Origin of the sequence: Pseudomonas sp. DSV-1 (assembly GCF_035830915.1) — a bacterium.
GTDB lineage: Bacteria > Pseudomonadota > Gammaproteobacteria > Pseudomonadales > Pseudomonadaceae > Aquipseudomonas.
On sequence record NZ_JAYMYG010000001.1, the window covers coordinates 2,555,005 to 2,567,028 of the forward strand.

The window sequence follows — 12,024 nt, forward strand, 5'->3', positions numbered from 1 at the left end:
CCAACCAAGGGCCAGGCGCCATGTGACTCAGCCAGTATGGTGGCTCTTGGCAAGGTTATAGACGGATGCGTCGATACCTTCGAAGCGCGCTTTTAACTGCAGGGCCAGATACAGCGAATAATGCCGTGACTGATGCAGGTTGCCACCATGAAACCAGAGGTTTTGCTGCTGTGTCGGCTTCCACATGTTGCGCAGTTCACCCTCGTAAGGGCCCGGATCATTCGTGGTGCCGGAACCCAAGCCCCAGCAGCGGCCGACCTTGTCAGCGACTTCCTGGGAAATCAGCTTCGCCGCCCAACCGTTCATTGAGCCATAGCCCGTGGCATAAACGATCAGATCTGCCGGTAGCCGGGTGCCATCGTTGAGGATGACGGCGTCTGCTTCGATACGCTCGACACCCAGGCCGGGTGCGCTCTTGAGCTTGATCGTGCCATTGGCGATCAACTCGCAGGCGCCGACGTCGATGTAGTAACCAGAACCACGGCGAACATACTTCATGAAAAGGCCAGACTCGTCGTCACCGAAATCGAGCATGAAACCGACTTTGGCCAAGCGCTCGTAGAAGTCTTTGTCACGTTCCTTGATCGCATCGAAGATGGGTTTATGAAAGCCCGGCATGACCTTGTAGGGGATCGAAGCGAACAGCAGATCAGCCTTGTCCGTGGTCAAACCCGTTTCCAGGGCGTCTTCGGAGTAGAGCCCGCCGAAGACGAGATCCATCAGACTGTCGGAACGCACGATGTGGGTGCTGGAGCGTTGCACCATGGTCACCTGTGCACCGTTCTCCACCAGGTCGGCGCAGATATCGTGTGCCGAGTTGTTGGCCCCTATGACCACCGCGTGCTTGCCGCGCCAGGCGTCTGCGCCGGGGTGTCGGCTGGAATGATGCTGCTGGCCACGGAACGTTTCGGCACCCGGGTATTGCGGGACATTGGGCACGCCAGACATGCCGGTGGCAAGGATCAACTGGGCAGGCTGTAAAGTCATGCGCTCGCCGTCGCGCAGCACTTGAACCGTCCAGGTACCGCTTTGCTCGTCAAAGCTTGCGCTCTCGCATTCTGTGCGCGGCCAATAATTGAGTTCCATGACTTTGGTGTACATTTCCAGCCAGTCGCCAATCTGGTCTTTGGGGGTGAAGACGGGCCAGTGGTCGGGGAAGGGCAGGTAAGGCATGTGGTCGTACCAGACAGGGTCGTGCAGGCACAGCGACTTGTAGCGACTGCGCCACTGATCACCCGGGCGCTCGGCTTTGTCGACGATCAAAGTAGGCACACCCATGCGCTTGAGCCGCGCTGCGAGTCCCAACCCGCCCTGACCGCCGCCCACGATCAGGCAGTAAGGTTGGGTGGTGATGCCTAACGAGGCCTCTTCATCACGACGGCGTTCCAGCCAGTTGCGTTTGTCAGGATGGTCGTGGTCATGATTGGCCCCCTTTGGACGGCGGCGCCCGCTCGGTTCTTCAAAACCCTTGAGCTCGCGCATGGTGGTCAGCAGCGTCCAGCACAGGCCCTCTTTCAGACGAACATAGCCTTTGCCCCGTCCCGCATCGGTTTCCAGGCTGATCCAGCCTTCGAGTACTCCGTTACTGAGCGTCGCCTCACCTTCCAGTTTCAATTGTTGAGGACGCGTCTGCTCCAGGCGTGTTTCGAGCATGTCGCGGATGGCCGGCTTGCCTTCCAGGGTCACCAGGTTCCAGCTGAACAGTAGCAGGTCACGCCAGTGACACTCTTCGCCAAACAGCTCCAGAGCGCCGTCCACATCACGCCGGGCGAGCCGTTCACCGAGGTTTCCGACCCAGGCCGCGAGCTGAGCAGTCGGCGTGTGCAGCGGTTTTTCAACAGCAATGTTCATTGGGCTTCTCCGATCTTGTTGTTTTTGTACAACCTGCTCCAGAGCAAGGCTCGGGCCACCTTCGCAAAAGCCCCATTGCAGAGCTCTTGCTGCGGTATTGCTGAAGTGTTGATTCGCAGATCTGTCACGAATTCGTGAAGGGTGGATGACAAAGTGTCACTCGGTGCATAAAGCGCTCATTGCGTTCTTTTCATATAAGCTGCGAACAGACCCGTGCTCCAACCGTAAGGGAGAACAAGAATAATGAAGCCGGCCTTGATCAACGACCATGCACAACTAGTGCTTCAAGCCGTGCAGGGTACTCACACCCACCAAGCCCCTGTTAATGACCTGGCCATCACCCGATCCTGGCGTCGGTGCCTGGATCAGTATCAGCTCGATCCCGCCAGTCGCCGGGCCCCTCATGTGGTTGAACAGCCGCGCTTGCAGGATCATCGCGCCCCCCTGGAACACATCATTGCTGTAGCGCACTGGCAGATGAACCACTTGCACCAACAGCTCGGACGCGATGGCCACGTGGTGCTGCTCACCGATGCTCGCGGTGTGGCAATCGACAGTGTGTGCAACGAGTCCGAACGAGCCGATTTCCAGCGCGCCGGACTGTGGCTCGGCTCGGTCTGGAGTGAAGATTGCGAAGGCACCAACGGTGTGGGCACCTGCCTGGTCGAGCAACAACAGGTCACCATCCGTCGTGATGAGCATTTTCGTAGCAAGCACGTTGGTCTGAGCTGTTCGGCGAGCCCTGTATTTGATGCGAATGGAGAGTTGCTGGCCGTGCTCAACCTCTCTTCTGTTCGGGATAATCACAGCCAGCAGCACTACTTCAGAGCCATGGCGTTGACCCAACTGTCAGCCAATCTGATCGAGAGCTGTTATTTCCTGGGGCATGACCCTCAACGCTATTTGCTGCGCTTCCATCCCGAGGCGGGCTTCGTCGGGCTGCTGGGTGAAGGCCTGCTCAGCTTCGATGAAAGTGCGACTATCTGTTCAGTCAATCATTGCGCGCTGGATCTTCTGGGCCTGAGCCGGGACCAGGTGGTCGGGCAATCTCTGGCGATGTTGCTGCAAACACCTGTCGATCAGGTGATCAGTCAGGCCAGTTCACAACCGAGTGTTTGTTGGCCTTTGCGACTGATGGACGGGCGCCTGGTTTACGTACAGTTGCGAGAGCCTGTTCGCCCTGCGCCTTCAGTCACGCCTGCCCCTCAAACAATCAATGACGTGCATGTATGCCTAGAAGACCCGCGCCTGCAACGCGGCATTGCTCGCGCACTGCGTGTTATAGAGCATGATGTGCCGGTTTTTTTACAGGGTGAAACCGGAACTGGCAAAGAGGCTTTTGCTGCGGCGCTGCATCGAGCCAGCTCCAGAAGGAACCAGCCGTTTGTGGCGATCAACTGCGCGGCCATCCCCGAGACGCTGATCGAGAGCGAGCTGTTTGGCTATCGCGGCGGCAGCTTCACCGGGGCACGCAAGGACGGGATGATCGGCAAGCTGGAGCAGGCCCATGGCGGCATTCTTTTTCTCGATGAAATCGCCGATATGCCACTGGCGTTACAGACTCGCCTGCTGCGGGTGCTTGAAGAGCGTCAGGTGGTGCCGCTCGGTGGTGCGACGGCACGTGCGCTCGATGTCCGTCTTGTCAGTGCCAGCCACCAGGATCTGCAAGCCTGTGTGGCGCAAGGGCGCTTTCGCGAAGATCTTTTCTACCGGGTTGCCGGGTTTACCGTGCAACTTCCGCCGCTGCGCGAGCGTTCAGACAAGGGCAGTTTGCTCGACCTTCTGCTGCGTGAAGAGGCAAAAGGCGCAAGGGTTCGCCTGGAAGCAGGTGTCAGAGAGCGTTTGCTGACTCAGCCCTGGCCGGGCAACGTACGGCAACTGCGTACGTATCTGCGCACACTGGTCGCGTTGTCGTCTGAGGGGCGCATTACTTTGGAGGACCTGGAGGAGTTACTGCCAACAACGCCCGCCACGGCCGCGCCGGGCGAAAACCCACTGGAAGTCTGCGAACGCCAGACGCTGCTGGCGTTGATCGAGGCAGAACATTGGCACATCGCCCATGTTGCCGCCCGCCTGGGGATTAGCCGCAATACGCTCTATCGCAAACTGCGCCAGCACGGTATTTCACGACCCGGTTGAGTGCAGAGCGAGATCGTCGAGTGTCCTCGCCCTGGCAGTATTTGACCGAGGTTTACAGGGCGGGAAAGGATCGTCCTGGTTCAAACCTGCGACTTCACAAAGCTTCACATTTGCACGGCGGGAAAGCGGGGGGATATCGGTTAGCATCGCGGCGCAGCCTTGGGGCGCAAGCGTGGTAACAACAACGGATTCAAATGGCTGACAAGCGTTTGAAAGCCGGGATCCCGGTAAAAAAGGTCTCTTTATTGTGTCTAATGGCAATTCAAACCGTTGGTTAGTCCTCATGTCGGTCATTCTGGCTTTCATGCCGATTGTCCTGGATTACACCATTCTTCATGTCGCAGTTCCGTCACTGACCCTTGCGTTGCAAGCAACGGGTACCGAGATTCTGTGGATCATCGACATCTACCCGTTGTTGATGGCCAGCCTGCTGATTCCCATGGGTACGCTGGCGGACAGGGTCGGCCATCGCCGAATGCTGCTGGCTGGACTGGGTATCTTCTGCGCCGGTTCCGTATTGGCCGCCTTTTCTCCGAACGTTGGATCGTTGATCGGGGCCCGGGCGTTCATGGCATTCGGCGGCGCCATGGTCATGCCCAGTGTCCTCGCGATTATTCGACAAACGTTTGAAGATCAGAGCGATCAAGCAGTGGCGCTGGGTATCTGGGGCGCTGTTGCTTCCACCGGAGCCGCCATCGGGCCCTTGGTGGGTGGCGCACTGCTTGAGCATTTCTGGTGGGGGTCGGTCTTCCTGATCAATGTGCCCGTGATGCTGCTGGTCATACCCTTAGTGATCGCCTACATTCCGCGACGAAGTGTGGTCGGCGATGGAAACTGGACCATCGGACAGTCCGTGATTCTGATCCTGGGTGTCATGGCAAGTGTTTACGCCCTCAAGTCGGGCTTCAAAACCAACAGCTCTCTATTCGTTACCGGTGCCTGTTTTGTATTCGGAGCGCTGATGCTTGTCTGGTTTGTACGCAAGCAACTTAATACCTCGACGCCGATGCTTGATCTGAGCCTTTTTTCCATTCCGGCGGTCAGCACCGGTATCGTCATGGCTCTCGTCACCATGGGTGCGCTTGCCGGGTTCGAATTGCTGCTGGCTCAAGAACTGCAGTTCGTCATGGGGCGTACCCCCCTGGAGGCCGGTATTTTCATGATGCCGCTCATGATTGCGGCTGCAATCGGAGGGCCTCTTGCAGGCGTCATCCTTCGGGCGATTGGCCTGAGGTGGGTTGCGAGTTGCTCGTTGCTGGTGTCTGCGGCCAGTCTTGTGGGGTTGGCCCAAATACACCTGGGCAGCGGCGGGGTGGCCGTTATTGTGATGCTGGTGGCTCTGGGGCTTTCCCTCAGCATTGGTTTAACCGCCTCGTCAGTGGCGATCATGAACAGCATTCCAATGGAGAAAGCGGGCTCTGCGGGGGCCCTTGAAGCCACGAGTTACGACCTTGGCACCGGACTGGGCATTACCGTTTTCGGTATTCTTCTCGTATCCACTTATGAAAAATCCATACAGCTGCCTGAGGGCATTCCATCTGCCATTGCCGAGACAGCCGTGCGGTCTATTGGTGAAACGATGATTGCGGCAAAAGCACTTGGAGGCATTCAAGGTCAGCAGCTTGCTGCAGCGGGGCAAAAGGCTTTCAGCGCCTCTCACAGTGTGGTTTTGCTGACGGCGGCTGCACTCGTCGGCGCATTGAGCCTGTTGGTCTGGTTTGTGTTGAAGCACCACAAAAGCCAATAGGGTCATTCCCGTGCAGGCAGTTGAAAAACTCGCCTGCACGTGAACAAAAGCTTCCCTGTTTACGCTTACTCCAGCACCTCTGCTATGGTGTAAAAGCCTTTAGTCGCTCATTTGGGCGATTTCCGTAAGCACGCTTTACGGCACCGTGATCACGGTCAGGTTCGCGAGTTAACGGGAAACGAATCAATGGACACTCCGCCTGTAGACCGTCCGCCCACCGAGCCCCTGTCCCGGGCAGAGAAACTTGTCGAGTTTCGCCGGCAGAAAACCCTGCTCAAAACCGGCGCCCTTCAAGACGCAATCTTCAACAGTGCCTACTTTTCCAGTATCGCTACCGATGAAAAAGGCGTCATCCAGATCTTCAATGTCGGCGCCGAACGCATGCTCGGTTATCAGTCCGAAGACGTGGTCAACCGGATCACTCCGGCAGATATCTCCGACCCTGCGGAATTGATTGCCCGCGCAGCCGCCTTGAGCCTTGAGCTCAATACACCGATCACTCCTGGCTTCGAAGCGCTGGTATTCAAGGCCTCTCGCGGGATTGAGGACATTTATGAGCTGACCTATATCCGCAAGGATGGCAGCCGCCTCTCTGCAATGGTGTCGGTCACCTCATTGCGCGACAGCGCAGAAACCATCATCGGTTACTTGCTGATCGGCACCGACAACACGGCGCGCAAACAAGAAGAAGCGACCCAGACCTTGCTGGATCAGCGTTTACGCGACCAGCAGTTTTATACGCGCTCGTTGATCGAGTCGAACATCGACGCCCTGATGATGACAGATCCGCAGGGCATCATTTCCGATGTCAATAAACAGATGATGGCGCTCACGGGGCGTACCCGGGACGAGTTGATTGGTGCGCCGTGCAAAAACTTTTTCACCGATCCGGCACGCGCCGACGCTGCCATCAAGCGGGTGCTCAGTGAAAACAAGGTCAGCGACTATGAACTGACGGTGCGCGCTTATAACGGTACTGAAACCGTTGTGTCCTATAACGCGGCGACCTTTCACGACCGCGACCGCAAGTTGCAAGGCGTGTTCGCTGCTGCCCGAGATGTGACTGAGCGCAAGCGCTTCGAGCGAACCCTGGAAGAGAAGAACATCGAGCTCGAACACGCCAGCCACATGAAGTCCGAATTTCTCGCCACCATGTCCCATGAACTGCGCACGCCGCTGAACGCCGTCATCGGTTTTTCGGAGGCGCTCAAGGACGGCATGGTCGGTGACATGAGCGAGACCCAGCGCGAGTACATCACCGACATTTTCAACAGTGGCCAACACTTGCTGTCGCTGATCAATGACATCCTCGACCTGTCCAAAGTCGAAGCCGGGATGATGGCGCTGGAGCTGGAGCCCGTCGAACTGCAGAGTTTGCTGAGCAACAGTTTATTGATCGTACGCGAGAAAGCCGCACTGCAACGCATCCAGTTGAAACTCGACACCGATGCCGAGCTTGGCAGCTTTGAGCTCGACCTGCGCAAGACCAAGCAGATCGTCTACAACCTGCTGGCCAATGCCGTGAAATTCAGCGCGCCAGGGGGCGTAGTGACGTTGGCGGTACGCCAGGTTACCCGTGAACACGTGGGGAAACTGGCGGGTGATTGGCCCGTGCATGGCTTCGAGGTTCAGGACAGCGATTACGATGTGTTCCTGGAGTTGAGCGTGAGTGACACCGGCATCGGTATCGCCCAGGGCAATATGGACAAGTTGTTCAAGGCCTTTAGTCAAATCGACAGCAGTCTGGCGCGTAAATTCGAGGGCACCGGCCTGGGTCTGGCCATGGTCAAACAGTTGACCGAGCTGCATGGCGGCAGTGTCGCGGTGACCAGCAGGGAAGGGGCCGGAGCACGATTCGTGGTCTGGCTGCCGATCCGTCGTTTAACCCCTGTGGAGGCGCCATGGCCGAGATCCTGATCGTCGAAGACAATGCCGCCAACATGCGGCTGGCCCGGTTGCTGCTGACCAGTGCCGGCCACAGCGTGATTTGTGCGGCAGATGCGGAAACCGGGCTGAAGCTGGCGCGAGAGCTGCAGCCTGCGCTGATTCTGATGGACATCCAGTTACCGGGAATGGATGGCCTCAAAGCCACCTCGTTGCTCAAGAGCGATGCACTGACCGCGGCCATCCCGGTGATCGCGCTCACTGCCATGGCCATGAAGGAAGACGAAGAAAAAACACGGCTGGCGGGGTGTAATGCCTACATCATCAAACCTCTGCGCTACAAGGAGCTTTACCGGGTCATCGACACGTTGCTGCAAGGCAATCGGCCTCAGCAGCCCACTCATTGAGCACTTCCTATGCCCAACCCTGCCGCTACCCTATTGATTGTCGATGATGAACCCCATGTCCGAAAACTGCTGAAGATCCTGCTGGAGAATCAGGGGTATCAAACCCTGGCCGCCAGTTCGGGAGAAGAGGCCCTTGTCATGGTCGAGGAACAGCCACCCGACTTGATCCTGCTCGACATCATGATGCCGGGCATGGACGGTTTCGACGTTGCCCGCCAGCTCAAGACGAACAAGGCCACGTCGAATATCCCGATCATCATGCTGTCCGCCCTTGGAGAGCACAGTGCGCGTATTTGCGGTCTGGAAGCAGGCGCCGAAGACTTCCTCAGCAAACCCGTGGAAAGTGCAGAGTTGTGGCTGCGGGTGCGCAACCTTTTGAGGCTCAAGGCGTTCGGCGATTATTTGAAAAGCCACAGCCTGATGCTGGAAGAGCAACTGCAACAACGCACCATCGACCTTGAGCGCTTTCGCTCGGCGATGGACGCTTCGGGCGATGCCATATTTCTGATCAATCGCAGCACCATGCGCTTGATCGAGTTCAACCGACGGGCCTGCCAGGTACTGGGCTTTACCGCGCAAGAGCTGCTGGGTAAAACACCCGCCGACCTCAGCGATGACTCCATCGAACACCTGGAAATGTTGTATGACCAGATCATCGCGGGCAAGGGCCCAAGCGAAGCCACGGAAACACAAATCCGCTGCAAGGACGGCAGTTTCCTTCCGGTAGAAGTCCACCGCCAGGCATACAAGACAGGCGATGACTGGATCATCGTCGGCATTGCCCATGACATCACTGAGCGCAAGGCCGCCGATCAACGCATGTTGAAAATGGCCCATTACGACACGTTGACCGGGCTGCCCAATCGCAAACTGTTTTTTACCACCCTGCAAATGGGGCTGACCCAAGCGTCGCTCAGCCATTGGCAGCTGGCAGTGGTGACGGTTGATCTGGATGACTTCAGTCGCGTCAACGAAACCTGGGGCCACCAACTGGGTGATCGCGTGTTGGCGCAGGTGGGGCAGCGACTGACCAACTGCCTTAATGTGAGCGACACAGTGGGGCGCATGGATGGTGACGAGTTTGCGCTGATCCTGATGATTCGCGAGGGTCAGGCAGATCCCCTGCAAACCGTGGAGCGCATGCGCGAAACCCTGCGCGAGCCTTTTCAGTTGGGTGATCAGTCCACGGCGATGACCGCCAGCATTGGTATTGCACTGTACCCGGCCGACGGGAACGACGCGCATGGGTTGATCCGGCACGCGAACACCGCCATGCACCGTGCGAAGAAGCTCGGCAGGGATAATTATCGTTACTACACGGCGCAAATGAATGAGGAGGCCTCAACGCGCCAGGCGATTGAAACCGCCCTGCGTGAAGCGGTGAGACAGCAGACATTTGAGCTGTTTTATCAACCCAAGATCAGTGTGGTCGACGGCAGCGTCTGTGGGCTCGAGGCCTTGTTGCGCTGGCAACAACCGGGGCAGGGCAATATCTCGCCAGCGGTATTCGTGCCGATACTGGAAAACCTGGGGCTGATTTCCCAGGTCGGCAATTGGGTGATCACCCGTGTGTGCAAGCAAATCGCCGATTGGCAACGGGCAGGTGAGGAGGGCATTCAGGTGGCGGTCAACGTCTCCTGCCAGCAGATCATAGACAGTGATTTCATTGCGAGCATTCAGCAGACGCTGGTCGACCATCAGATAGACCCCCACTGGCTTGAGATCGAACTGACGGAAAGCTCGCTCATGGAGAACACTTCGCACACCATCGCCAGCTTGCAGACTTTGCAACAACTGGGAGTCAAAGTTTCCATAGACGATTTCGGTACGGGATATTCAAGCCTCGCGTACCTGCGACGATTCCCGATCGACAAACTGAAGATCGACATCGCCTTCATCCGCGAAGTGACCACCAACCCCCAAGACGCAGCCATTGCCCGGACCATTATCGAGTTGGCCCATAGCCTCAACCTGCAAGTGATTGCCGAAGGTGTGGAGACCCCTGAGCAACTGGATTTTCTGAAGAAAAACGGCTGCGATCAGGTGCAAGGCTATCTTTTCAGCAAGCCACTGCCGGTTCTTGAGCTAGAAGCTTACTTGCGCGCGCGCGGGTGTTTTACTTAGATCACTGCAGGCAGTGCAATCCAAAAATGCGCCTCCCAGCGGGGCGCATCCATGATTCATACCTGTAATTCAGATTCAACATTTCAGAATACTTGGAATTGCGCAGATAGCCCTGCTCCTGGACTTTTCCTGGATAGAACAATTGCGTATCTCGGTTTCGCGATGAACCCGCAGAGTTATCTAGTCAGGAATTTAGCCAAGCCGCCGGTAAGAATTTGGCATATTTCTGATATGACTTTAAGAAATGTCCTACGGCGCGCCTGAAACTCTTGCAATAAGATGTTCGGCTGACTAAAAGGAGCGGTATATATGGCTAATCATGGTTACATGACGATCACCGGCAAGGCTCAAGGACTTATTTCAGCAGGTTGTTCAACCCAGGAATCTATTGGCAATAAATGTCAGACCGGTTATGCCGACGAAATTATGGTGTTGTCTTACACCCACAACATGATCAACATTGGAAATATCGATAAGCCAACACACAGCCCAATTCTTATCACCAAAAATGTTGACAAATCATCTCCACTGTTAGCTCAAGCACTCTCATCCAGAGAGGAAATAAACTGCACAATCAGTTTTTATCGAGTGTCCTCTTTTGGCCTGCAGGAAAAATTCTATTCTGTTTCGATCACAGGCGGAATTATAGCCAACCTGACACTTGAAATGCCCCACGCTATTTTGGAGCACGACGCCGAGCCACAAGAACATGTAGCAATCCGTTACCGAGACATCACGTGGATCCACCACGTTGCTGGTACCAGTGGATATAGCACGTGGGGAAATAACGAATGAAACCAACACCCGAAAGTTGCATGCCTGGTAGCTGTGACTATTGGATGGTCAGTGCCGCAGCTGGAAAACTTGGAAGCCAAGCCAGTACATTAGGCGTAAGACACATTAAAGACGGCACGCTGCGTTTACAATTCAACCGCGAAGTCGCTTATTATGCCAAAAGCATTGTTGATGATGTTTCACAGGGTAAAAAAAGCCCTGAGCAGGGTCTACTGGAACTCAAAAACGAACAGAGTAGCCTGCTGAGCCAGTCATTTGAGATTGCTCAAAAAGGCGTGGGAGCTATTGCCGGGGCATTTCAAATCGCAACAGGAGCAGGCATCTGCTACGGTTCAGCCGGTACGTTGTGCCTATTAGTAGGTGTCCCCTTGATCGCACATGGCGCTAATAACCTCTATGAGAACGGACGTAACCTTATAAAAAACCGTTCTGACACCCGAGGTCCTATCAGGAAAGTTTATCAGGAGGGTGCCGAGCTACTCGGTGGCGGCGCATTTGAAGGAAATATGGCTTATGGCACTGTTGATTTAGGACTTTCTGCATATGGCGTCGTGAGAATGGCATTAAAGCCAGATGCTTGGCGCCTGTTTAGATATATCAACACTGATTATATAAGGGCGTATAAGACAATGGGCAGTAGCGCACTTGCATTTGAAGGGGTTAGTGATAGCGTTACAGGCAGATCAATGTACATGGAGTACAAGGCTAATGATAAATAGCACTGTAACGTCAGTCGTGTATCTAGTGCTCTCTTTGGCGGTACTCACTTCCTTATATTTTCTATCGAGATTTTATTCTGGCGAACGGTTCAAATGGAGATGGTTTTTTATATGCTTATCTCTGACTATCTTCTTCGGGTCATTTCATATGAGTACCGTTAAATATGGATATGATCTTATTTTTCCTGCACTAAAACCTATCCTTCAAAATAATGATGCAGTTGGATGGATCGCATTTGTAAGTATTTTCCTGCACACATGCTGTGTTCCCACTCAATACGAGCCTAAGCGCTGGTTTTCACGAAAGAAAACTCACATCTGATCAGTCCCGCTCAGAGTAACCGTTCCACGTCAGCTG

At 55.6% G+C, this 12,024-nt stretch carries 8 protein-coding genes; 7 read left to right on the forward strand and 1 reads right to left on the reverse strand.

What is annotated here, in order from left to right:
- Positions 1-27 precede the first annotated feature (27 nt).
- Positions 28-1,851, reverse strand: a complete 1,824-nt coding sequence (locus tag VSQ83_RS11980) for an NAD(P)/FAD-dependent oxidoreductase (protein WP_326426873.1) — start codon at positions 1,849-1,851, stop codon at positions 28-30.
- A gap of 243 nt (positions 1,852-2,094) precedes the next feature.
- On the opposite strand from VSQ83_RS11980, the gene VSQ83_RS11985 reads away from it, so the two are divergent.
- The 7 genes from VSQ83_RS11985 (at position 2,095) to VSQ83_RS12015 (ending at position 11,666) form a co-directional block, all read left to right on the forward strand.
- Positions 2,095-3,990 (forward strand): sigma-54-dependent Fis family transcriptional regulator, encoded by a 1,896-nt coding sequence (locus VSQ83_RS11985; protein ID WP_326426875.1) that lies wholly within the window; start codon positions 2,095-2,097, stop codon positions 3,988-3,990.
- 247 nt (positions 3,991-4,237) lie between these two features.
- Positions 4,238-5,737: an MFS transporter gene (locus VSQ83_RS11990; RefSeq protein WP_326426877.1), complete on the forward strand. Its 1,500-nt coding sequence runs from the start codon at positions 4,238-4,240 to the stop codon at positions 5,735-5,737.
- Between the two features lie 186 nt (positions 5,738-5,923).
- Complete coding sequence (locus VSQ83_RS11995; RefSeq protein ID WP_326426878.1) at positions 5,924-7,654, forward strand: PAS domain-containing sensor histidine kinase; 1,731 nt, start codon at positions 5,924-5,926, stop codon at positions 7,652-7,654.
- Entirely contained in the window at positions 7,639-8,028 is a 390-nt protein-coding gene (locus VSQ83_RS12000; RefSeq protein WP_235573437.1) for a response regulator, read from the forward strand. Before VSQ83_RS11995 ends, VSQ83_RS12000 begins: the two co-directional genes overlap by 16 nt.
- A gap of 9 nt (positions 8,029-8,037) precedes the next feature.
- Positions 8,038-10,152: an EAL domain-containing response regulator gene (locus VSQ83_RS12005; protein WP_326426879.1), complete on the forward strand. Its 2,115-nt coding sequence runs from the start codon at positions 8,038-8,040 to the stop codon at positions 10,150-10,152.
- A gap of 309 nt (positions 10,153-10,461) precedes the next feature.
- Entirely contained in the window at positions 10,462-10,947 is a 486-nt protein-coding gene (locus VSQ83_RS12010; protein WP_019822546.1) for an Hcp family type VI secretion system effector, read from the forward strand.
- Positions 10,944-11,666, forward strand: coding sequence for a DUF4225 domain-containing protein (locus VSQ83_RS12015; protein ID WP_257622881.1), 723 nt, complete (start codon positions 10,944-10,946; stop codon positions 11,664-11,666). Before VSQ83_RS12010 ends, VSQ83_RS12015 begins: the two co-directional genes overlap by 4 nt.
- Positions 11,667-12,024 lie beyond the last annotated feature (358 nt).

Coding starts and splice junctions, on each gene's coding strand:
- VSQ83_RS11980 (WP_326426873.1), bottom strand. CDS start 1,851: ATGAACATTGCTGTTGAAAAACCGCTGCACACGCCGACTGCTCAGCTC.
- VSQ83_RS12015 (WP_257622881.1), top strand. CDS start 10,944: ATGAAACCAACACCCGAAAGTTGCATGCCTGGTAGCTGTGACTATTGG.
- VSQ83_RS12000 (WP_235573437.1), top strand. CDS start 7,639: ATGGCCGAGATCCTGATCGTCGAAGACAATGCCGCCAACATGCGGCTG.
- VSQ83_RS12005 (WP_326426879.1), top strand. CDS start 8,038: ATGCCCAACCCTGCCGCTACCCTATTGATTGTCGATGATGAACCCCAT.
- VSQ83_RS12010 (WP_019822546.1), top strand. CDS start 10,462: ATGGCTAATCATGGTTACATGACGATCACCGGCAAGGCTCAAGGACTT.
- VSQ83_RS11985 (WP_326426875.1), top strand. CDS start 2,095: ATGAAGCCGGCCTTGATCAACGACCATGCACAACTAGTGCTTCAAGCC.
- VSQ83_RS11995 (WP_326426878.1), top strand. CDS start 5,924: ATGGACACTCCGCCTGTAGACCGTCCGCCCACCGAGCCCCTGTCCCGG.